Origin of the sequence: Vibrio sp. Isolate33 (assembly GCF_022397895.1) — a bacterium.
Classification (GTDB): domain Bacteria; phylum Pseudomonadota; class Gammaproteobacteria; order Enterobacterales; family Vibrionaceae; genus Vibrio; species Vibrio pomeroyi.
Genome location: NZ_JAKEUP010000002.1, coordinates 515,367 through 538,797 on the forward strand (window position 1 = coordinate 515,367; position 23,431 = coordinate 538,797).

Annotated in this window: 23 protein-coding genes and 1 pseudogene; all 24 read right to left on the minus strand. The window is 46.2% G+C overall.

Translation table 11 applies throughout. The annotated features are described in order from the left end of the window. Positions 1-78: 78 nt before the first annotated feature. Positions 79-864 carry a VacJ family lipoprotein gene (locus L1D37_RS05555; protein WP_239847195.1) on the minus strand — a complete coding sequence of 262 codons (786 nt, stop codon included), beginning with the start codon at positions 862-864 and terminating at the stop codon, positions 79-81. Between the two features lie 124 nt (positions 865-988). After that, positions 989-2,209 carry a c-type cytochrome biogenesis protein CcmI gene (ccmI, locus tag L1D37_RS05560; protein ID WP_176681793.1) on the minus strand — a complete coding sequence of 407 codons (1,221 nt, stop codon included), beginning with the start codon at positions 2,207-2,209 and terminating at the stop codon, positions 989-991. After that, the gene (locus L1D37_RS05565; RefSeq protein ID WP_239847196.1) at positions 2,209-2,700 is read right to left on the minus strand and encodes a cytochrome c-type biogenesis protein; all 492 of its coding nucleotides are present in this window, start codon (positions 2,698-2,700) and stop codon (positions 2,209-2,211) included. The genes ccmI and L1D37_RS05565 overlap by 1 nt, the downstream gene beginning before the upstream one ends. Further along, a complete protein-coding gene (locus L1D37_RS05570; RefSeq protein ID WP_017631754.1) occupies positions 2,697-3,248 on the minus strand; it encodes a DsbE family thiol:disulfide interchange protein in 552 nt (183 codons plus the stop codon). Before L1D37_RS05570 ends, L1D37_RS05565 begins: the two co-directional genes overlap by 4 nt. Positions 3,249-3,253: 5 nt before the next feature. Continuing rightward, positions 3,254-5,224 carry a heme lyase CcmF/NrfE family subunit gene (locus tag L1D37_RS05575; protein WP_017631755.1) on the minus strand — a complete coding sequence of 657 codons (1,971 nt, stop codon included), beginning with the start codon at positions 5,222-5,224 and terminating at the stop codon, positions 3,254-3,256. Further along, on the minus strand, positions 5,221-5,703 hold the full coding sequence (gene ccmE / locus L1D37_RS05580; RefSeq protein ID WP_017060655.1) for a cytochrome c maturation protein CcmE: 483 nt from the start codon (positions 5,701-5,703) through the stop codon (positions 5,221-5,223). Before ccmE ends, L1D37_RS05575 begins: the two co-directional genes overlap by 4 nt. Then, on the minus strand, positions 5,700-5,906 hold the full coding sequence (gene ccmD / locus L1D37_RS05585; protein ID WP_009848525.1) for a heme exporter protein CcmD: 207 nt from the start codon (positions 5,904-5,906) through the stop codon (positions 5,700-5,702). Before ccmD ends, ccmE begins: the two co-directional genes overlap by 4 nt. A gap of 14 nt (positions 5,907-5,920) precedes the next feature. After that, on the minus strand, positions 5,921-6,661 hold the full coding sequence (locus tag L1D37_RS05590) for a heme ABC transporter permease (RefSeq protein WP_176681794.1): 741 nt from the start codon (positions 6,659-6,661) through the stop codon (positions 5,921-5,923). A gap of 147 nt (positions 6,662-6,808) precedes the next feature. Then, positions 6,809-7,477, minus strand: a complete 669-nt coding sequence (gene ccmB / locus L1D37_RS05595; protein ID WP_004736228.1) for a heme exporter protein CcmB — start codon at positions 7,475-7,477, stop codon at positions 6,809-6,811. A gap of 1 nt (position 7,478) precedes the next feature. Then, the gene (ccmA, locus tag L1D37_RS05600) at positions 7,479-8,096 is read right to left on the minus strand and encodes a cytochrome c biogenesis heme-transporting ATPase CcmA (protein WP_176681795.1); all 618 of its coding nucleotides are present in this window, start codon (positions 8,094-8,096) and stop codon (positions 7,479-7,481) included. A 278-nt stretch (positions 8,097-8,374) separates the two neighbouring features. Next, entirely contained in the window at positions 8,375-8,887 is a 513-nt protein-coding gene (locus tag L1D37_RS05605; RefSeq protein ID WP_239847197.1) for a DUF2802 domain-containing protein, read from the minus strand. Then, the gene (locus tag L1D37_RS05610) at positions 8,887-9,381 is read right to left on the minus strand and encodes a chemotaxis protein CheW (RefSeq protein WP_004739873.1); all 495 of its coding nucleotides are present in this window, start codon (positions 9,379-9,381) and stop codon (positions 8,887-8,889) included. The genes L1D37_RS05605 and L1D37_RS05610 overlap by 1 nt, the downstream gene beginning before the upstream one ends. A 70-nt stretch (positions 9,382-9,451) precedes the next feature. Beyond that, positions 9,452-10,616: pseudogene (locus tag L1D37_RS05615) on the minus strand (chemotaxis protein CheW). Beyond that, positions 10,603-11,385: a ParA family protein gene (locus tag L1D37_RS05620; protein WP_239847198.1), complete on the minus strand. Its 783-nt coding sequence runs from the start codon at positions 11,383-11,385 to the stop codon at positions 10,603-10,605. Before L1D37_RS05620 ends, L1D37_RS05615 begins: the two are co-directional and overlap by 14 nt. 10 nt (positions 11,386-11,395) lie before the next feature. Next, positions 11,396-12,526, minus strand: a complete 1,131-nt coding sequence (locus L1D37_RS05625) for a chemotaxis response regulator protein-glutamate methylesterase (RefSeq protein WP_239847199.1) — start codon at positions 12,524-12,526, stop codon at positions 11,396-11,398. A gap of 13 nt (positions 12,527-12,539) precedes the next feature. After that, positions 12,540-14,720 (minus strand): chemotaxis protein CheA, encoded by a 2,181-nt coding sequence (locus L1D37_RS05630; protein WP_239847200.1) that lies wholly within the window; start codon positions 14,718-14,720, stop codon positions 12,540-12,542. A 9-nt stretch (positions 14,721-14,729) separates the two neighbouring features. Next, positions 14,730-15,461 carry a protein phosphatase CheZ gene (locus L1D37_RS05635; RefSeq protein ID WP_176681801.1) on the minus strand — a complete coding sequence of 244 codons (732 nt, stop codon included), beginning with the start codon at positions 15,459-15,461 and terminating at the stop codon, positions 14,730-14,732. A gap of 113 nt (positions 15,462-15,574) precedes the next feature. Further along, positions 15,575-15,943: a chemotaxis response regulator CheY gene (cheY, locus tag L1D37_RS05640; protein WP_008218307.1), complete on the minus strand. Its 369-nt coding sequence runs from the start codon at positions 15,941-15,943 to the stop codon at positions 15,575-15,577. Positions 15,944-15,985: 42 nt separating this feature from the next. Further along, complete coding sequence (locus L1D37_RS05645; protein ID WP_017631763.1) at positions 15,986-16,720, minus strand: RNA polymerase sigma factor FliA; 735 nt, start codon at positions 16,718-16,720, stop codon at positions 15,986-15,988. Next, positions 16,713-17,600, minus strand: a complete 888-nt coding sequence (locus L1D37_RS05650) for a MinD/ParA family protein (protein WP_017631764.1) — start codon at positions 17,598-17,600, stop codon at positions 16,713-16,715. Before L1D37_RS05650 ends, L1D37_RS05645 begins: the two co-directional genes overlap by 8 nt. A gap of 13 nt (positions 17,601-17,613) precedes the next feature. Then, positions 17,614-19,125 carry a flagellar biosynthesis protein FlhF gene (flhF, locus tag L1D37_RS05655; protein WP_239847201.1) on the minus strand — a complete coding sequence of 504 codons (1,512 nt, stop codon included), beginning with the start codon at positions 19,123-19,125 and terminating at the stop codon, positions 17,614-17,616. 27 nt (positions 19,126-19,152) lie between these two features. Next, complete coding sequence (flhA, locus tag L1D37_RS05660) at positions 19,153-21,252, minus strand: flagellar biosynthesis protein FlhA (RefSeq protein ID WP_176681803.1); 2,100 nt, start codon at positions 21,250-21,252, stop codon at positions 19,153-19,155. Between the two features lie 256 nt (positions 21,253-21,508). Continuing rightward, on the minus strand, positions 21,509-22,639 hold the full coding sequence (gene flhB, locus L1D37_RS05665; RefSeq protein WP_017631767.1) for a flagellar biosynthesis protein FlhB: 1,131 nt from the start codon (positions 22,637-22,639) through the stop codon (positions 21,509-21,511). A gap of 9 nt (positions 22,640-22,648) precedes the next feature. Next, positions 22,649-23,431, minus strand: coding sequence for a flagellar biosynthetic protein FliR (gene fliR / locus L1D37_RS05670; protein WP_176681804.1), 783 nt, complete (start codon positions 23,429-23,431; stop codon positions 22,649-22,651).

Here is a 23,431-nt window from a genome sequence, read left to right on the forward strand (position 1 = left end):
AGTCATAAGCATTAAAAAGGCTCGATGTTATTTCCAACATCGAGCCTTTCTTTTACCTGTTATTCAGGGGACTTCTATTTAGTAATCTTCTAAATAGCCATCAATGAAGTCTTCTTCATCAAGATCAACCTCTTCAGGCTCAATCTCCGCTTTAAAGTCACGACGTTGAATATAAACATCACGCGTTAAAGCGTATGGATCCGGAGAATCATCTAACAAGGCTTCTTGCGATACTAGCTGAGCTCGAGTTTCCATTCCCTCAAATGCCCACTTGCCTAGGCTCGCCCAGAAGTTCAAGAAGGACAAAGGTACATACAAACCATCGACGGTTTCAGTTACTTCACGCGTGGTTAGTGGGCCATAACCCGGCACCATGAAGTACGGTCCGTTCCCTACTCCATAATGACCAATCGCATCAGAGAATGACTTGTCATCGTATTTGGTGATCCCTGCTTCGCTGGCAATATCGATCAAGCCTAACAGACCAAAAGTCGAGTTAATCCAAAAGCGGTTAAAGTGGTCGAGTGCTTTCTCACCATTGCCCATAATGAGATTATTCACCATGCTTGATGGCTCGTCTAAGTTGGCTAGAAAATTGGAGATACCAGAACGAACCGGTACTGGGGTGTAGTCAACATAAGCGAGAGAAACAGGGCGAACCAAGTAAGGGTCTAGATATTCGTAGTTGATATCCCACATCGCTCGGTTGAAACCTTCAAAAGGATCATTTGGGTGGGACTCTTCGACGTATTCAGAGGTTTCGAGATTTTCATCATTAACGCTCTCATCTGGTGCGCTAGAGCAGCCCACCGTCAAGCTTGCGATAAAGAGTAAACTCGAGAGTCTTAAAACACTGATAGACATATCACCTTTTCCATAAGGAATTCAAATAATAAAAAAGGCCAGCAATCGCTGGCCTCAATTGTTTGGCTAAGTCTATACCGTTTATCAACAAATCGGAATAGCTAACACCTATGCAAAGTGATGATTAATATTGCTTATTGATATCAATGGTCACTGGGGCACCCAATTCCACCACTTCACTTTCACCGTACCAATCACCGTCGCGAGTTGAAACGTTACCATCTGTATCAAGCCTAGCTCTAACCATCAGAGTTTCAAGGCTAGACAGCTTCTGACCTTCCATCATGCTGTTGCCATCATCAAGCACAACGGTACGAGGGAAAGTACCTAATGGGTAACGAGCAGCGGCAACAGGCATTGGAGAGCCATCAGCTCTGTGTACTGAAACAACCAACACTGAGTTTGGATCCGCGTTCACATCACCAGATAACTCAAGCGTTACTGCAACAGTCTTGCCTTGGTCAACACCCATGGCATTGCCCATTTTTTGCTGAGCACTTTCAATACTGCGTGAAAGCATTTCGTAACGACTGTCTTGTGGACCAATCATCTGTTGCATGATGCTCCAGTACTTCACAGCACCTGGGTAATCTTGACGCTCAAATGCGTCGAACGCTAGTAATGAGAACACACGAAGGTCAACGTAATCGTTTTGAATCAAACGGCTCAGAAGCAGACGAGCTTGGTTTTGGTCTGCTTCGTCAGGAGAAAGCATCAGTGCCTGTGCGAAACCTAACTGAACATCTTCATTCTTAGGCTCAAGCTTGTACGCTCGTTCCATGGAATCTTTTGCTGTTTCAGCGTCGCGGTTAGCCAGAGCAATACGGCCTAATAGTAACCAACCCGTCGAATCTTCCGGTTGATAATGCAGACGAGTTCGAAGTGCTAGCGTCAAATCTTCAAGTTCATCATCCGTTAGCGCGCCACCTTCTGATGACATTAGCTTTTTAGACAATTCAGGCAGGTTCGAGCTCACTTCTTGCCAGTGTTGAACTTTGTCCAATGCACCGAACTTAAAATACATACCATAAGTCACAACAACGACAAGAATGATCGACGGTACAACTACACCAACTGTTGAGATGTGAGTCTTCTTCATCTCTTCTTGCGTAGGAACATCATCAAGCAGAGATTGTTTCAAATCAGCGATCAGCTCTTGCTGGTTATCAACAAGGCCTTCTTCTGCTTCTACTTCTAGCTCAACTAGACGATCTTTATAGAATGCTTTGTTCAACTCGTCGCGAAGCATTTCATCGTTGTTCGCCTTCTTATTAATGAAGGGCAGAACAATTAAGAAAATTGCCGCTAGCGAAAGGATAATTGTAGAAATCCAAAATAGAGTCATTACTGTTTGTCTCCGTCGTTCTCTTCATCGAGTAACGCTTTTAAACGTGCTTCTTTGTCTGCATCCCAGTCTTTATCTGACTCTACTGCCGCTTTCGATTTTGACTTTCTGCTGCGTAGGATGATCAAACCAAATCCAAACACAACCACAGCAAATGGACCAACCCAAAGGATTGAAGTTGCTAATGTCAGCGGTGGATTGTAAGTCACGAAGTTACCGTAGCGAGCAATCATGTAATCAATGATGTCTTGCTTCGACTTACCGTCCTTTGTCATCTCGTACACTTTTTGGCGTAGATCGACCGCCAGTTCAGCGTTCGAATCACCAATGGTGTTGTTCTGACATTTAGGACAACGAAGCGTGTTGCTCAACTCTTTGAACTGCTGCTCCTGATCAACGTTATCAAATTCATGGAACTCGATAGGTGCAGCAGAAACTGTCGCTGAAATCGCAAACATAGCAAATAGAGTAATCAGTGCCTTCTTAATCATTTCGCTTCCTCCAACAAGTCTTGATACATCGGCTCAAGCGTCGATGCCCAGTTGGTTGGATTCACGTCACCCACATGACGGTAACGAACTACGCCGTTAGCATCAATTAGGAAAGTCTCTGGGGCGCCATACACACCAAGGTCTAGACCTAGCATACCGTTACCATCAAAAAGACTGATTAGATATGGATTACCTAGCTCGTTTAACCAACCAACCGCTTTGTTGCGATCATCTTTGTAGTTAAGACCAATAATCTTAACGCCTTGATCAGCGAGCTTGTTCAGGTAAGAGTGCTCTGCATAACAAGTAGGACACCAAGTCGCCCACACATTAAGAAGCAGCGGCTCACCTTTAAAGATTGCTTGGTCATGTAGCTTACCTGGTTGCTCTAGATCTTCTAGGTCAAACTCAGGAACAGGCTTACCAATCAATACGGATTCAAGCTTAGTCGGGTCATCACCCGACTGGTTGCGCATCAATTGCGTTGCAAAGATTCCAGCTAGAACCATGAACGCAATCAAAGGAATGAATAAAATCTTCTTGTTCATTCTAATTAAGCCTCCTGCTCTTGAGCCGACTTTTTGGTTGGCTTACGGAAACGGTAACGGCGGTCACTGATAGCAATAGCGCCACCAATCGACATGATCAAAGAACCAGCCCAGATCCAACGTACAAACGGTTTGTAGTAGATACGCACAGCCCAAGATTTGTTGTCGTCTAAACGCTCACCCATTGCGATGTACAGGTCACGTGTCACGCCACGGTCAATCGCCGCTTCTGTCATCATAGACTTAGCAGTAGTGTAGAAACGTTTTTCCGCGTGAAGCGTGTTGATGTACTTACCTTCTTTAGTAATTTCAAAGTCAGCAATGTAGCCATCATAGTTTGGACCATCTTTGTCACGAACGCCTGTGAACAGGAAGCTGTACTCTTCAAGCTGGTAGCTTTCGCCAGGTGCCAGACGAACATCACGTTCGATGCTGTAGTTTTGCACCATTGCGATACCAATCACTGTTACAGCTAAACCGATGTGACCACATACCATCGCCCAGTGGCTACGAGGCAACTTAGTTAGACCTTTCATAAACGTATGACGGTGAGTCGCACGCTCATGCAGTTCAAAGCCGTGCATGAAAATGATCCAGAATGCCATTACCCAACCCGCAAATGCAGTACCACTGAAGCGGTCAGCCAATAGAGCAACCATCAGCGCACTCAAGCCAAGTGAGAATGCACCTGAAATCAGCATTGGTTTAACCAGCTTAGACAGGTTGTCGCGTTTCCAGCGGATCAGAGGACCGATACCAAGCAGGAACGAGAACGGAATCATCAACCAGAAGAACAACATGTCAAAGAATGGAGCACCGATAGATACAGAGCCCAAGCCTAACTGTTTGTGAACTAGAGGCAGTAACGTACCTACTAACACAACCACTAGGGCTGCGATCAATAAGATGTTGTTACCAAGCAGCGCGTTTTCACGAGAAACCAGATCGAAATTACCACGGACACGAACCGAAGCGCCTTTCACAGCAAACAACAGCAGTGAGCCACCGATAACGAAGACTAGGAAGCCAAGGATAAACATACCGCGAGCAGGATCCGACGCAAACGCGTGAACCGATACCAAGATGCCCGAACGAACTAAGAATGTACCTAGTAAACTTAGCGAGAATGCAGAGATAGCCAGCAATACTGTCCAAGCTTTAAATGTGCCACGCTTTTCGGTTACCGCAAGTGAGTGCATTAATGCAGTACCTGCCAACCAAGGCATGAATGAAGCGTTTTCTACTGGATCCCAGAACCACCAGCCACCCCAGCCAAGTTCGTAGTAAGCCCACCAAGAGCCTAGTGCGATACCTACAGTTAGGAATAACCAAGCAGCGATTGTCCATGGACGAGACCAACGAGCCCATGCCGTATCTAAACGACCGCTCATTAGAGAAGCGATCGCAAAAGAGAACGCTACCGAGAAACCTACATAACCCATGTAAAGCATTGGCGGGTGAATGATCAAGCCCGGATCTTGCAATAGAGGGTTCAAGTCACGGCCATCAACAGGGAAGAAAGGCAGTGTACGTAGGAACGGGTTAGACGTTACGATAATGAACAGCAAGAAGCCGACAGTAATCAAACCCATGATAGCCAATACGCGAGCCACAGACTCTTGAGGCATACCACGGCTAAATGTAGCAACAGCAACCGTCCAACCCGCTTGGATTAGAACCCAAAGCAGCAATGAACCTTCGTGAGCGCCCCAAACCGCAGTAATTCGGTAGTACCAAGGCAATTGGCTATTCGAGTTACTTGCTACGTATTGAATCGTAAAATCATTTGTGTAAAACGCGTAACACAAGATAAAGAACGAAATCGCTAAGAATCCGAACATACCCCACGACAACGGTCGTGCGCTGTTCATCAATAATGTGTTATTTCGAGCGGCTCCATACAGTGGGAGCACGCTGAGCAGCAATGCTAATCCCAAGGATAGGATCATCGCAAAATGGCCGATCTCGGCTATCATTGAGCATTTCCTTCTTTTTGTTCAGTCGTGTATTGCAAAGGCTCATGGGTTTTCTTCATTGCTTCCGCAACTTCAGAAGGCATGTACTCTTCATCGTGCTTTGCCAACACCTCAAACGCTTCGATTGTCGTTGCATTTTTAAGGACACCCTGAGCAACAATACCTTGGCCTTCGCGGAAAAGATCAGGAAGGATACCATCGTATAGAATTGTTACTTTAGGGCCTACATCCGCTAAATCGAAGCTTACACGTAGTGATTCATTATCACGGCTTACAGAGCCGACTACGACCATGCCACCAATACGTAGGCGTTGACCAACTTCAGGTTTTTTACCGTCTTTGCCGTTTACCAGCTCAGTTGGCGTGTAGAACAGATCCATGTTCTGGTTAAGTGCGTAAACCATCAATCCAACAGTCGCACTGATACCAAAAAAGATCGCTAAGACAATGCCCAGCCTCTTTTTGCGTCTTGGGTTCATAGAGTGTTCTCCATATTTTTTGCTGCATCGATACGAGCTTGACGATCAATCTTAGCTTGTACTTCATTTAGTAATTGCTTACCACGACGAACGCTTACCACCAGTAAGATGATCATCGCGAGGAATGTGATTCCAAATGCACTCCATACATATGAGGCGTAGCCCCCCATGGCAAAGAAATCACTCAAAGATTCAAAATACATAATTACCTACCCTACTACGCTTTTTCGGCCGCAAGCTTGCGGACCCATGGACGGTGACTCTCTTTACTGATGATTTCGTTACGGAAACGAACCATAGTCACAGCACCAAAGAAAAAGGCGAAGCCGAAGATGTTAAGAAGAAGCGGCCATAGCATGTCACTTGAAATAGAAGGCTTGTCGAATTTAGTGATCGTCGCGCCTTGGTGAAGTGTATTCCACCACTCTACTGAAAAGTGAATGATAGGTAGGTTGATAACACCAACAATTGCCAAAATGCCCGCTGCTTTAGCGGCTGTTTTTTGGTCATCAAACGCGTGATGAAGTGCAATCACACCCAAGTATAGGAATAGAAGAATCAGCTCTGAGGTTAAACGTGCATCCCAAACCCACCAAGCACCCCACATTGGTTTACCCCAAACCGCACCCGTTAATAGTGCAATGAAGGTAAATACAGCACCAATCGGTGCCATAGCCAGTGCAGCCATATCAGATAGTCTTACCTGCCATACCAAACCGATAAATGCAGCAATCGCCATAGACATGTAAACGCCCATAGACCAGATTGCAGACGGAACATGGATGTAGATGATTCGGAAACTATTACCTTGTTGGTAATCTGAAGGCGCAAATGCAAGCCCCCACACGGTACCGACGGATAGGCACAATAGCGCTAGGATCGAAAACCATGGCAGAAGTTTACCAGCAAGCTGATATGAGGTTTCTGCTTTGGCATAGGGATGGAGCCATTTCCACATGTTGTAATCTCACTCTTACTTCATATTGCTTACAGCTATTAAAGCTATAATTATAATAATTTATTTGTCTTGCTTTCAGTTTTGCTGACTCTATGAGTCCAATCGACACATTTGGTTCACATTAGCTATACGATAACGGAACCCTTATCAGTTCACACTCACTCTAAGTGCGGCACTGATCGCAAAAGGTGTCAGAGTCATCGCACCCATTAACATCGCCCCAAGCACAGCCAACTGCCCATTGTACGCAACGCCCAATGCCGCAGCGTCAATCGCTGACGTCGCGAAAATCAAAATGGGGATGTAAAGCGGCAGAATTAGCAGGCTTAACAGGACTCCGCCCTTCTGTAACCCAACGGTCAACGCAACACCAATCGCACCAATAAAGCTCAATGCGGGTGTACCTACCAGCAAGGTCAACACAACTGAGAGCCATGTATCAAAATCTAATGACAACAAAACAGCCAACAATGGGCTGATTAGAATCAATGGTAACCCGGTCAACAACCAGTGTGCTATGACCTTGGACAATACTACCAACTGCAACGGGATGGGCATGAGCATCATCTGTTCGAGGGCGCCATCTTGAAAATCATCGCGGAAAAGGCGCTCTAAAGAGAGCAATGCAGAAAGTAAAGCAGCCACCCAAACAATACCCGCAGCAATGCGCGCAAGTAGGTTGGGCTCAGGGCCGATACTTAAAGGGAAAAGCGTAATAACAATGATGAAAAACCACAGAGGGTTAAAGATATCCGCTTGGCGTCGGAATGCGATAAGCAACTCACGTCGGATAATCGTGGTCATAGAAGAGATCATATTACTCACCCAACTTTATTTTTCTTAGTTTCGGGCTATCAGCAAACATATCTTGGTGTGTGGTTAATAACACGATGCCACCGTTGTCTGCATGCTGAGAAAAAAGAGATTCGAGAACTTTCACGCCCTGCTTATCAATCGCAGTCAGCGGTTCATCGAGAATCCACAACATTTGTTTGCTCAACCAAAGACGAGCCAACGCCACTCGGCGCTGCTGACCTGCAGAAAGCTGCCCAGCAGGGACATCTTCTCTACCTGCAAGACCTACTTGAGCCAGAGCATGGTAAAGGTCTTCTTTGCTCGAACCACCACTGTGAATCGACTGGTAGAAACTCAGGTTCTCATAGGCACTAAGCTCGCGCTTCACGCCCGTTTGGTGACCAAGAAAAAGCAAATTTTGATGATAAACATCTCGACTCGATTCGATGGGCTCACCATCCCAAGAGATAGTGCCGTCATCGCGATCACCCAGACCAGTGATAATCCTAAGGAGTGTCGTTTTCCCAGTACCGTTACGACCTTCAACCTGAACCAGCTCACCTGGTTTTAATTGAAAAGACAACGATTCAAACAGAACCCTGTCGTCACGAATAGCAGTTAGATTTGAGACTTCTAGCATAGGAAAATTTAGTCGAGTAATGAGAGGGCTATAGTAGCACACCAACATGGTGACAAAACAGGACTAGGCGTTTTCGATAGAACAAACTCCGTAAGAAACTGTTACCACCGCATCACAATTTACACATTTTAATCAACAAACAAGATATTGTCGTAGATACAAGCACTTATAAACATCGTTCTATATACAACAGACAGGCATAAAAAAAGAAGCCGAAGCTTCTTTTAAGAGGAATACGTGATAAACATCAAGTGCTCGATACGCAATAAGCGCTCAATTTATCGACGTCGAGGTGGGTCTCTGCGATCACGCGAAGACGCAGGTTGTTCATCAAATGATGAAGGATTGCTTCTTAGCGAAGGAATTTTCTCTTTGCCAGCAAGCTTATTTTGCAGAGACATCATTAGTTCAGCTTCCGCTTTTGGCAATTCGCATTCTTCGATCAGTTCGTTAATCCCAGCTCCAAGCTGAACCATTTTCGTTGCACGCGTGTACAAACGTCCATCGGTATCCGCATGTTCCAACTCAACAATACGTTCGTTCAAGTGCTTGATCAGATCTTGCTGCTCAGTCACTTTCTGACCAAGGCCAACCACAACAGAGCGAACTTCAAGTAATTGCTTACTCGATTTCTGAAGCTCTTTGTCCAAGTTACGAACTTGAAGGCGTGACTGATCAAGCTGCTTTTGAATCGCACGTTTTACTTTGCTAATCAAAATCAGGATGAATAACGTAAAAACCCCGACTCCGGCAATCAGAGCAACAGGGGTTAAAGGAAGCGCTTCAAACATTACAGGTGAGCCATCTCATCCCATTCGTCTTCGCTTAGTAGTTTGTTTAGATCTACTAAGATAAGCAGCTTGCCATCACGGTTGCTTACACCTTGGATGAACTTCGCGCTTTCATCAGTACCAACACTTGGTGTTGTGTCGATTTCAGAAGAACGTAGGTAAACCACTTCAGCAACGCTATCTACTAGGATACCAATCACTTGACGCTCAGATTCAATAACGATGATACGAGTGTTGTCTGTAATCTCACCTTGCATCAAGCCAAAGCGAGAACGAGTGTCGATAACAGTAACAACATTACCACGCAGGTTAATAATACCTAGCACGTAGTCTGGAGCACCCGGTACCGGAGCAATTTCGCTGTAACGCAGTACTTCACGTACTTGCATTACATTGATGCCGTAAGTTTCTTCTTCTAGCTGGAATGTTACCCATTGAAGTACTTCGTCATTAGTTTGATCTTTTCTTACTTCAACTTCACTCATTTGAGACATAGATAATCCTCTTGCCGTCGTTACCGACCACTATTATTAACTTGATGCTTTTGTTGTACCAATCGTAGTACTAGCTCAATGCTTTTACATCTAGCCCTGCATTTAGCATGGCGATTAATGCTTCGACATGGATCAAAGCACACATTTTTTCTTTTACCATACCAGCGAGCCAAGGGCGTTTTCCCGCCGTTTCTCGCCAGCGTACTTTATCTGTATTCAGCAACTCGGTGCCTTTGAGCTCAGTGCCCGCAAGGCCCCACAAGCTTTCTCCAAGCATCACTATATATTGATAGTTTTCTTTGTATTCGTCACCTGATAGTTTCTCAGACATCACCCATTTTGCGGTATCGACCACATCTAGCTGACTATCACGATTGGTTTGCAACCCCAAATACCAAGTCGGTTTACCAATAATGTGATTGACCTCTTCTAGGCGATGGATACCACCGAGTTCATCAAGCGGCACCGCAAAGGTCACACCATTCACATCAAAATACAGTACTTGAAAATCTTCTGTTCGAGTTTGGCTTTCCCAAGAAGTAAATTGGTCAGCGCCTCCAGCTTGAGTTTCAAGCTCAACAACTGGCTCGATAGAAGGAGCTTCAAGCTCAGGTTCTATCACTTCAGCTTGTTCAGTTTTTACTAACTCAGATTGAGCGGCGAACTCAACTTCAATTTGTTGCTCTTCAATTGACGGTGATTCAGCCAAAGGCTCCACAGCAATTGATAAATCGGTTTCTGGAAGATTCCAATCTTGAATTTCTGGTTCTTCAAACACTTGAACAGATTCGACCGCAGCATCAAACATTTGCATGTCTGTTTGCTGAGCGATTTTCTGAGTGTTCTGATCCATCAACTCATCAAGATTCAGTTCATCAACCACATTGGTTGCTTCTAAGCGACTCAGTAGCTTTTGAACATCCTCAAGATTAGGCACTTCAAACTCAGCTGCGCGAATTTCCGCGTAGCTTGAATGATGACTCGCTAATTGACGCTCTGGCTCTGGCTCTGGCTCTGGCTCTGGCTCTGGCTCTGGCTCTGGCTCTGGCTCTGGCTCTCTCTGGCTCTGGCTCTGGCTCTGGCTCTTCAGATTGTGATTCGTCGTTAGACTCGTCAACAAAAAAATCATCTGATTCAAAGCTTTCATCGCCTAACAGCGCGGTAAAATAGTCATCAAGTGCTTGTTCACTCGATAGACTTGGTCGCGCCATTGTTGATTCTTTATTCGCGCTCATTTATCGCCAACCTTTCGAGATAAATAAGCAGTTGTTTGTAAGCAAATACACCACGACTACCCGATGCAAAATGAGAGGCTGGCAAGCGCTTCAGGCTCGCGTCTCTAAACTTGGTATCAATCGGCACAGCAGACGTCCAAACTTGGTTCGGATAATCCTCTTTGAGCTGCGTTAATGTTTGCAGTGAAGCCTTGGTTCGCTTGTCGTACATCGTCGGGACAATCGTCACCTTAAACGGTGTCTTGCGAGACTTCTGCATAATGGTTAGAGTGCGAATCATGCGCTCCAAACCTTTCATTGCCAGAAACTCCGTCTGTACCGGAATCAAAATACGGTCACTCGCCGCCAATGCATTCACCATCATCACACCAAGAATTGGTGGACAGTCGATCAGCACGTAGTCGTAATCATCTTTCAACGCCGCTAATGCACGCTTCAAGATTAACCCCATCCCGCTTCGATTCCCCATCACACGGTCAAGTGTTGCCAATGACATGTGTGCAGGAATGATATCGATGCCTTCAACGTCGGTTTGCAACGTCAGCGGTCTTACCGTTTGCGCAGAAAACTCACGAAGCTGAAACAGATCGAACAAGCTCGACTCCACCGTATCTGAGTCGTAACCCAGATAGGTGGTCAGTGATGCATGTGGGTCAGTATCAACCAACAGAACACGATGCCCTTTTAAGGCAAGCAAGCCTGCTAAAGTCACTGTCGTGGTTGTTTTACCAACACCACCTTTTTGGTTTGCAACACTCCAAACAATCATCTCGATTTACCTAAGCTAACCCAACTTCAACCAAGATCCTTTCCGCGATGCGGTCTAGAGGTAGGTCTTCAGTAGAAATGCCAGCTTTTGCTACAGCTTGAGGCATACCATATACAACACAGCTATCTTCGTCTTGTGCCCAAATTGTCGAGCCCGCAGCCTTCAACATACGCGAACCTTCTCGACCATCTGCGCCCATACCAGTCAGGATCATAGACAATACTTTGTCGCCGTAGATCTTCGCAGCAGAGCCAAAAGTAACATCCACACATGGTTTGTAGTTCATGCGGTCGCCGCCATCGATAATTCTTAAGCGAGCAGAACCAGGGCGTCCATCAACCATCATCTGTTTACCACCCGGCGCAAGATAAGCCACACCAGGCTTCAACACGTCACCATCTTGAGCTTCACGCACTTCAATCTTACACAAGGTATTCAATCGGCTAGCAAAAGCAGCAGTGAAGGTTGCAGGCATATGCTGCACTAACACAATCGGATGTGGGTAGTTGGCAGGGATTCGGGTCAAAATCTTCTGTAGTGCAACTGGACCTCCAGTCGACGTGCCAATCGCGGTTAGCTGATACTTCTTACCCGAAGCTCTAAATTTAGCTGCTGATGCAACTGCAGGCTTCGCAGATGAAGTAGCAGCCGAAGTCGTTGATGACATCGGTTGGCGTAAAGGCGCTGATGTTGAAGTCGTTGCAGTAGCTCGCGGGGCAACAGGTGTACGACGCATGAATGCACGCTTAGCGGCAATCTGAATCACACGCTGTTGAAGCAATGCGACTGCGTCATCACGGTTACGAGCGATGTCTTCAAACTTCTTAGGTAAGAAATCCAGAGCACCGGCGTCTAACGCATCTAACGTTGCTTTCGCACCGTCATGCGTTAACGATGAAAACATCAAAATAGGCGTTGGAGACGCAGCCATAATTTCACGAACGGCTGTGATGCCGTCCATAACAGGCATTTCGATGTCCATTGTAATCACGTCTGGTCTTAGCTTCTTTGTTTTCTCGACCGCTTCTTTGCCGTTTACTGCTACATCGATGACTTCTAGGCGAGCCTCTGAGTTGATGATCTCGCTAACGCGACGACGGAAAAAGCTCGAATCATCAACGACTAATACTTTAATCGCCATATTTATCCTTAAATTAAATTCTTGACGCAGCTGCGTACTGCTTCAACAAGTCCGGCACATCTAGAATCAATGCAATGTGCCCGTCACTTGTGATTGTCGCGCCTGCCATTCCTGGCGTGCCTTGCAGTAGTTTATCAAGTGGCTTGATGACTACTTCTTCTTGACCGATCAGTGTATCGACAACAAAACCAACACGTTGGCTGCCCAGTTGTACGATAACAACATGGCCGTGTCCTTTGCGTAGTTCAACAATACCCGCTTTAGGCGCAAGCCAGTTTTGCAAGTAGAACAACGGAATAGACTTATCACGAACGATGATAGTCAGTTGACCATCAACCACGTTAGTGCGGCTTAAATCTAGGTGGAAGATCTCGTTTACAGATGCCAATGGCAATGCGAATGGGTGACCCGCAACACCAACCATCAAGGTAGGTAGAATCGCTAGTGTCAGTGGAACCTTGATCGTGATCTTAGTGCCCTGTCCCATCTCTGAATCGATATCAATTGAGCCATTCAGTGTGTTGATCGCTGTTTTCACAACGTCCATACCTACACCACGACCAGAGATATCTGAGATCTGCTCTTTGCTTGAGAAGCCAGGAGCAAAGATTAGGTTGAAACATTCTTTGTTTGATAAGCGAGACGCAGCGTCTTCGTCCATCAGACCACGTTTAACCGCAATAGCGCGAAGCTTATCTGGGTCCATACCGCCACCGTCATCAACGATAGCAAGTTCAATGTGATCGCCTTCTTGAGAGGCAGACAGAATCACTTTACCCGTTCTCGATTTACCTGCGGCAACACGATCTTCCGGCATTTCAATACCGTGGTCGACAGAGTTTCTCACCAAGTGAATCAGGGGATCAGCAAGTGCTTCAACTAGGTTTTTATCAAGGTCCGTCTCTTCACCGCGCATCTCAAGAACAATGTCTTTCTTCAAGCTACGAGCAAGGTCACGGACAACTCGTGGGAAGCGACCAAATACTTTCTTGATCGGCTGCATACGAGTCTTCATTACCGCACCTTGTAGGTCTGCAGTAACAACATCTAAGTTAGACACAGCTTTCGACATTTCTTCGTCGTTGCTGTTTAAACCAAGGCTGACAAGTCGGTTACGAACCAATACCAATTCACCCACCATGTTCATAATGGTATCGAGTGTTGATGTATCGACACGAACGGTTGCTTCAGCTTGTTGCTTCTTCGCTGGCGCTTTCACTTCAGCTTTTGCTGGTGCGCTAGGTTTCGGCTCTGCTTTAACCGCAACTGGAGCAGCAGGCTTAGGCGCAGCTTGTGGTGCAACTGGCGCAGGCTTCACTTCTGCAGGCTTAGTCGCTGCATCAAGCTCTTCAATTGAAGGCCCGTTACCTGAACCATGCAGTTGGTCTAGTAACTTCTCGAACTCTTCGTCCGTCATCAGATCATCGCCTTCAGACATCGCCGAAACAAGTGCTGCAGGAGGCGCTGGCGGTGGTGGAGGCGTTGAACTTGCCGCTGTCGGGCTCTTACCCGCACCGTGCAATTCATCTAATAACTTTTCAAATTCGTCGTCAGTAATATCACCGCTGTCTGCGACAGGCTGAGGTGCAGCTGGAGCCGGCGGCGGTGTTGGTGCAGAAGCCGATGTTGGTGAACCACCTTTACCATGAAGTTCATCAAGTAGGCGTTCAAACTCGTCTTCAGAGATATCATCAACAGAAGACGCGCTGATGCTTGCGCTTTCAACAACAGGCTCAGGCTCTGCAACAATAGGTCCAGGGATTACAGGTGCTGGTGCTTCTACTGGTGCAACTTCATCAGCAGACTCTGGTTTGCAGAGACGATGAAGCTCATCCAATAGAGATTGGTCAGCTGGTACTAGAGGTTCCTGATCTTGCACGGCTCGAAACTGTACATTAACTGTATCTAGCGCCTGCAGCATGGTATCCATCAAGCCTGATGTTACGCTGCGTTGGCCGTTTCTTAGAATGTCGAACACATTCTCAGCACCATGACAAGTATCCACCAGCTCAGTCAATGCTAGGAAACCAGCACCACCTTTAACTGTATGGAAACCACGGAAAATAGCATTTAATAGGTCTTTGTCGTCAGGGTTATTCTCAAGCTCTACCAGTTGCTCTGATAGGAGTTCAAGGATCTCTCCTGCTTCGACTAAAAAGTCCTGAAGAATATCTTCGTCTAAATCGTAGCTCATACGTTACCTTTAAAATCCAAGACTGGATAACAAATCGTCGACTTCATCTTGAGATGCAACAGCGTCTTCGCGCGCTTCTGGGTTCATGATTGGACCCTCAGGAGCAATAGATGCTTTCTTCTCTTTTTCAGGCGTTGGTTCTATTTGATTCGCTCCGAATACGGTGAGAATCTCTACCAAACGTCCTTCAACCTCATTTACCAAGGTAATAACTTTGCTAATTATCTGCCCAGTTAAATCTTGGAAATCCTGAGCCATCAAGATTTCAGTCAGTTGTCCACGTAGTTCAGTACTATCGCCTTCTACTTGGACAAGTAATCCATCAATGCGGTGACATAAAGCTTTAAATTGTGCCAGCTCAATGCGGCCATGCATCAGTTCATTCCATTGAGGCCTTACTTGAAGTAAACACTCGTGTAGGTTGTCTGCAATTGGCATACAGCGATCGACAGCGTCCATCGTTTTGTTCGCCGCAACTTCCGTTTTATCAATGACATACTGAAGGCGATCCCTAGCGTCAGGGATTTCATCATTTGCGATAACGCTGATGCGCTCGTCAAAGTTGAATTGTGTCAAAGAGTCATGGAGGTCGCGAGTCAGACTACCTATTTCTTGAAGCATTGGATTGTCTTGAAGACTAAAAGTATCTTCATAAATGCTTCTAACAAGAGAATCAGCACCTTGCTGCTCATCGTTCTCAAGCAGCTCTACTAATTTTTTTGCTTGTTCTAATGAAATCATCCTGAGTTCGGCCTTACTCCGCATATTTTGTCACGCTTCAGCTATAGAGATAAACGGGAAACTGAAAAGTTAATGTCCCTCTAGAAGCGCCTAAAACAGGTTATTATGAGTGCTTATAAGCGCTCAAAAATCTTATCTAGTTTCTCTTTCAGAGTTGCGGCAGTGAAAGGCTTCACAATGTAACCATTAACACCCGCTTGCGCTGCTTCGATGATCTGCTCACGCTTCGCTTCAGCTGTGATCATAAGCACTGGAAGGTGCTTAAGTTCTGCGTCTGCGCGAATGTGTTTAAGCAGGTCAATACCTTGCATGCCCGGCATGTTCCAGTCAGTTACCACGAAATCAAATTCGCCTTTTTTCAGCATAGGTAACGCGGTCAAGCCATCATCTGCTTCTTGAGTGTTGTTGAAACCTAAGTCGCGAAGTAGGTTTTTAACAATTCGGCGCATCGTTGAAAAATCATCAACAATGAGAATTTTCATGTTTTTGTTCAAATTAGCCTCCACTGAATAAAATCAGTGTTGTTAGTCGTTCTGTGTCCAAGCACTTAACTTAGTGCGTAAACGCTGCATAGATTGGCTCAGTATTTGGCTGACACGAGATTCGCTGACACCTAGTACTTCCCCAATCTCTTTTAAATTGAGTTCTTCGTCGTAGTAAAGCGAAAGCACAAGGCCTTCCCTTTCCGGAAGCTGTTTTATCGAATCGATCAAAGCTTGGCGGAATGACTCATCAGCAACCCCTTGAAAAGGCGCATTATCTTGAGAGTCTTCGTTCGGAGATATTACATCATCTGAAACGCCTAAATCTTCGATCCCAACCAGTCTTGAGCAATTAATGTCAGTTAAAGCACTGTGGTACTGCTCTAAACTGAGCCCCATGTGCTTTGCCACTTCGGCATCGCTTGGGTCGCGGTTGAGTGTTCCCTCTAATTCCGCGATTGCACTACTGATTTCTCGATTGTTTTTATGAACCGATCTCGGTACCCAATCCCCTCGGCGAATGTCATCTAACATTGCTCCGCGAATTCGAATACCAGCATACGTCTCAAAGCTTGCGCCTTTGGTACCATCATAGTTTTGTTGCGCTTCAATCAAGCCGATCATGCCAGCTTGAATCAAGTCATCAACCAATACATTAGGCGGTAATCGCCCCAACAAGTGATGAGCGATACGTTTAACCAACACAGAATACTTCTCAAAAAAAGCCTGTTGGCTATTGTGATTAGCGTGTTGGTCGTAAGTAAGCGCTTTATTCACCAAATGGTTCCTCTACAAATTCAGTACGATTCAGCAGCCTTTCAACAAAGAACTCCAAGTGTCCGCTTGGTGTTTTTGGTATTGGCCAGGTCAATGCTTTGTTAGCCAAAGAGCTGATTGCCAATGCAGCTGGAGAGCGAGGGAACGCATCGACTACGATCTTCTGTCTCTTGACTGATTGACGTACTTTATCATCTAAAGGAATACATGCTACGAGTTCGAGGCTCACATTCAAGAAGCGCTCTGTGACCAAAGTCAACTTTGCAAATAATTCTCGGCCTTCGCGGTAGCTTCTGACCATATTTGCAACAACTTTGAATCGCTGAACCTGATGTTCTCTGCTCAAAAGCTTAATTAGTGCATATGCATCAGTGATTGAGGTTGGTTCATCACAAACCACAACCACTACATCTTGCGCTGCTCTTGAGAAGCTAATCACCATGTCCGAGATACCCGCAGCGGTATCAACTAACAAGATGTCCATCTCGTCTTCAAGCGAACCAAATGCTCGAATCAAACCCGCGTGTTGTGCATGTGATAGCTCAGTCATGCTCTGTGTGCCAGAAGTCGCTGGAATAATTTTAATTCCGTGCGGACCTTCGACAATCGCATCCTTAAGTTCACATTCACCTGCCAACACATGTCCAAGGTTTCGTTTAGAACGAATTCCCAGCATGATGTCGACGTTCGCAAGGCCTAAATCGGCATCCAGTACCATGACTTTTTTACCTTGGCGAGCCATACAAATAGCCATGCCTAAGGTCACGTTAGATTTACCAACGCCGCCTTTACCACCCGTTACAGCAATAACTTTTGTGAGTGAAGGCTTGGTTAAGCGACGGAGGCCGCTAGCTTGATCATGTATCATATTTTCGTTCATATTTATCCGCCGCCTAGAGCCCTTCAGAATCGCTGTTCCAGTAATGAGGTTCATTCTCTGTAGATTTTTCTAACAACTCATTGGCCTTAGCAATCATGTACTTTGGCTGAGCTATAACGATATCTTCAGGAACTCGTTGACCATTTGCTATGTAAGCAACTGGTAATGCATTTTGTATTACGACACTGATGAATTCACCTAGACTTAGGGATTCATCCAGCTTAGTCATGATGCACCCCGACAACGGGATTCTTCTAAAGTGTTCAATTGTTTCTTGTAGCACTTTGCGTTGCGCAGTTGCTGGCAGCACAAGGTAACTATTAATAACGGAACCACTCTCTTGCATCAGTGTGTCTAACTGCTCAGATAGGCGAACATCTCGTTGTCCCATGCCTGCAGTATCGACCAGAATTAGGCGACGATTACGTAACTGATATATTACATCGGCCAATTCACTAGAATCTTTAGCAACTCTTACAGGACAACCCATAATTCGACCATAAATCGATAACTGCTCATGTGCACCTATGCGATATGTGTCCGTTGTCACTAGTGCCACATTGTCGGCGCCATATTCCATGGCAGCGCGTGCAGCAAGCTTTGCAACCGTCGTTGTTTTACCTACGCCGGTAGGGCCAAGCAGAGCCACAATACCGCCGCGTTTTAAAATATCTTTTTGTGTCACAGAGATTTGGTCAGCAACCAGAGCTAACAACGCCTTCCAAGCTCGGGCTGGTTTGGTATCTTCCGGAATGTAGCAAGCCATTTGATCCGCAAGTTCAGCCGACACACCCATACGTTCGAGGCGTTTGATAAGCATGGCTCTGAGGGGTTCACGACGCTCAACTTCTTGCCACATTAATCCAGACACTTGATGTTCCAAAAGACGGCGAATCGAGGTCATCTCTTCGCGCATCGTTTCCATTTCAGTATCTGAACCTTTGGACTGAGTATTATCACGACCACGATCATAGCGAGTAGGATCCAGACGAGGAGCTGGGCGCTCAACTCGACGGTCTTCTGCAATCAGCTTGGATAAACCCGTTTCGCGAGCAAATGCAGAATCGAGGTTACCGCTCGATTGCTGATTATTTTGCGACAAGTGACTGTTGCCTGATTGGCGATTCAGTAGGGCTGACAACGAATCTTCGTTTTCAGCGCGATGTTGTGGCTCGTCGTCTGCACCATGACTGTACTGCTTAAGCATGTTGGCAAAGCGTTTAGTCATTGAGCGACCACCTTCAGCATTCGACTGAAGGCTAACCTTGTCGTCGTCTAGCTGACGACGCCCTGATGATGCTGCAGGAGCGGCCATCTGCGTATATTGGTTTGGTGCAGGCTGCTGAGGTTTATTGAGTCTCTGAGGCGCTGTTGATGGGCTGGATTCGCCATCAATAGCGGCAACAATTTCCACGCCACCTGCGACCTTTTTGTTAGACATGATCACCGCTTCCGAACCAAGTTCTTCTTTCACTTGGAGCAGCGCAGTTCGCATATCTTTTGCAAAAAATCGTTTAATTTTCAATTCGATCGTCCGTTCTAATTAGGCGGCTTAATTACCAACAGCTTGTACTATGCGTATCTGCTTTTCGTCCGGTATCTCTTGGTAAGATAACACTCTCAAGCTTGGGATCGTGTTTTTCACGAACTTAGCCAGAGTAGAACGCAATACCCCAGAGGTCAGTAACACCGCTGGCTCACCTTTCAGCTCTTGCTCTTGTGTGGCATGGCTGAGGGAGGTCTGTAAACGTTCGGCTAAACCAGGTTCAATACCAGCAGATTCTCCGCCGGATGCCTGCATGGTTTGATGCAAGATTTGTTCCAGCTCAGGAATCAAGGTTATAACCGGCAATTCTGGCTCTATACCATTGATTTCCTGAACAATTAGTCGTTTCAATGAGATACGAACAGCCGCGGTTAGTATGTCAGGTTCTTGACTCTTACCTGAATACTCCGACAAAGTTTGGACTATCGTTCGAATATCACGAATTGGAATGGCTTCATTGAGTAGGTTCTGCAGAACTTTCACAACCACACCCAGTGGTAACTGATCCGGTACAAAGCCTTCCACCAATTTAGGTGTTGAACGGCTAAGCATCTCAAGCAGGTTCTGAACTTCTTCGTGACCAATCAACTGCGATGCGTTGTTGGTGAGCAATTGACTTAAGTGTGTTGCTAACACGGTCGATGAATCTACAACTGTGTAGCCGAGGGCTTGTGCGTGTTCACGTTGCTCTTCACGAATCCATACCGCTTCTAACCCAAATGCTGGGTCGATCGTCGGCTCGCCATCGATCATTCCATATACTTGGCCCGGGTTAATCGCGAGCTCCATATCTGGCTTAATCTCAGCCTCACCTACCGCAACCCCCATCAAGGTGATTCGATAGCTATTTGGCGTCAGCTCTAGGTTATCTCGGATATGTACCGCAGGAATCAAGAAGCCAAAGTCTTGAGACAGCTTCTTACGTACGCCTTTAACGCGTTCTAGTAGTTCACCGCCTTGGTCTCTGTCTACCAGTGGAATCAAGCGGTAACCTACTTCTAGGCCAATGATATCAACAGGCTGAACATCATCCCAAGAAAGCTCTTTCTGCGAGCCAGTTTCTCCGCTGGCTTCAACTGCCGCGGGAAGATTTGGCTCCAGAGCCTTCTTCTTATGTTTCTTATCGATGTAATACGCACCCGCGCCCGCGACAATAGCCAGGCTCAAGAATGAGAAGTGCGGCATGCCAGGAACAATACCCATGATGCCAAGGATAGCGGCAGTGATCATCAGGGCTTTTGGGTTGTCGAACATTTGGAAGACAAGCTGCTGCCCCATGTCTTCATCGGTATTTTGACGCGTTACCATCATCGCGGCAGCGATAGAAAGTAATAGCGATGGAATTTGTGCAACCAGACCATCACCGATAGTCAGTAGCGTATAGATTTCGATTGCTTCGCCAAAACCAAGGTCAAACTGAGCCATACCAATGCTCAAGCCACCAATGATGTTGATGAATAAGATAAGGATACCAGCGATCGCATCACCTTTTACAAACTTAGAAGCACCGTCCATTGAACCGTAGAAATCAGCTTCTTTGGTTACTTCAAAACGTCGCAGACGTGCTTGATCTTGGTCGATCAACCCCGCGTTCAAATCGGCATCGATTGCCATCTGTTTACCCGGTAACGCATCCAAGGTGAAACGCGCACTTACTTCCGAGATACGGCCTGCACCTTTGGTTACAACCATGAAGTTAATGATCATCAGAATCAAGAACACCACTAAACCGACCGCGTAGTTACCACCGATAACCACGTTACCGAAGGCTTCAATTACGTTACCAGCCGCATCGCCACCTTCGTGACCATGCAGTAGAACCACACGTGTCGAAGCAACGTTCAACGCTAATCGAAGTAGTGTCGCAATCAGAAGGACTGTCGGGAAAGCGGCGAAATCCAAAGGTCTGCGGGTATAAACCGAAACCAGTAACACAACCATAGACAGTGCAATGTTGAAGGTGAAGAACATATCCAGCAAGAACGCAGGAATGGGCAACACCACCATAGCAAGCGTTGCAAGTACCATAACAGGTGCACCAATCGCAGGCATGGCACGGTTAGGGATTTTCGGTAGCTTGTCCGCAAAAGGCAGGGTGAATTTCATAAATCTAGACAGGTTCGCTATGTTGTAGCTATCTCACCAAGCGTATTGAAGCTCAGGTCTAAGCTATGTTGCTATGTTTAATAATACACAGGTTGATAATACACGGGATTATTATGAACCAGTTATTATGTTCGGAATTGATATAGCAAACACTGTACCAACATCTTACGTCAAATTATCGCCATCGCCTCTTAGAAAAGAGCAATAACTATTCCTCTATTATCAGGGTTCATCACGCTGAGCTCAAGCAATTGATCTAATGACGTAAATCAGGTGGGATCGGCATATTAGAATCTTGCAGTTTTGGTCTCTCTCCCCCGCGTTTTCGATACTGTTTCAGTTGAAAAACATAAGCGAGTACTTGGGCTACTGCAGTAAACAGACCGTCAGGAATTTGTTGTTCGAGCTCTGTGGTGTGATAAAGCGCCCTCGCCAATGGCGGTGCTGGAACAATATAGATGTCATTTTCACGGGCAATTTCACGAATCTTCATCGCCATGTGGTCCACACCTTTGGCGACCACAATTGGCGCCTTATCTTGGTTCTGCTTATAGCGTAAAGCCACCGAGAAGTGCTCCGGGTTAGTGACGATCACGTCCGCTTGAGGTACATCAGCCATCATTCGACGCTGAGCCGCTTCCCTTTGCAACATACGAATTCGACCTTTCACCTCAGGTTTACCTTCAGTGTCTTTAAATTCGTCTTTCACTTCTTGCTTTGTCATCTTCAACTGATCGGCGTGTTGCCAGATCTGGAATGGGATATCGATAGCCACCACAATCAGCAGAGAACAACTGATCAACAGAATGAAGTTAAGCAAGATATCCAAGGCATGGAAAATGTTCTGCGGATACACATCCATACTCAGCTGCATTAAGTCATGTTGAGAAGCTTGAATTAGATAAATCGCCATGCCCGACACAAGGGCTACTTTCAAAATAGATTTGAGCAGTTCAACCCAGCTTTGTAGGCCAAACATACGCTTGATACCACTCAGAGGATTGAGCTTAGACGCCTTGGGCATCGCAGCTTGCATCGAAAAGTTAATCCCGCCTACACCTGCAGCGCCAATAACAGCCGCAACAAACAAGGTGATGAGAATTAAGAACAGCGGAAACAACAAGTTCACCAGTGCGCCACCAGCGATTTCCAGCAGCTTATTGGTGTCAAAGATTTCGTCGCGACTTAAAGAGAACAGACGCTGCATGGCCTCGAACAAAGCCTTCGCCATTGATTCGCCAAACCACATCAATGCAATCGCACCGACAATAAGTACCGACGCTGACGCTAGCTCTTTTGACCTTGCAACCTGCCCTTTCTCTTTGGCCTGTTGCAAGCGTCTGGGCGTGGCGTCTTCTGTGCGTTCTTGACCGTCTGACTCTGCCATTTCAGTCTCCTAGCAATCTAACCGGATTAGACGACATATCTGTTGCTCGCCTTGCATCCAGAACAGCTCATAGTGACTATACAAGCCGCCAAGGATGTACCAACAAAGTAACAGACCCACGAGTAGCGCAAATGCAAAACCCAAAGAAAAGATGTTTAGCTGAGGTGCTGCACGCGTCATTACACCAAACGACAAGTTAATCGTCAGCAGCGCAATAATTCCCGACAGTGACATAGCCAATGCCGTTTTGAACATGATGCCGAGCCACAATGCGAGTTCTCTAAAATCAACAGAGGTCAGAGAACCACTGCCAATCGGTAAAGTTTTAAAACTGAATACCACTAGCTGCAACATCTTCAAGTGACCATCGGTCGCCAAGAAGAACATGGTCGCAAGTAGCATAAAGAGCTGTCCAAGTACTGGCGTGTTCTGACCGTTTGCAGGGTCGACCATAGAGGCGAAGCCCAAGCTCGATTGCATACCGAGTATCTGGCCGAGCATAACGAAGGTTTGAATCATGAACTGAGTCACAAAGCCCATCGCCACGCCAATCACGATTTGCTCAAAGACGGTTAGGAAACCTCGGAAAGAGAGCAGCTCAATCTCTTTCGGAACAGCGGGAATCGCAGGCATCACTGCGAAGGTAATCGCCAAACCTAAATACAGACGAATACGCGGCGACACAAAGCGTGCGCCGGTGACCGTCATCACCATCAGCATGGCTGAGATGCGAGTGTAGGGCCAAAAATAATTGGCTAACCACTCTAGTACAAGGCTCGTTGGGTATTCCAT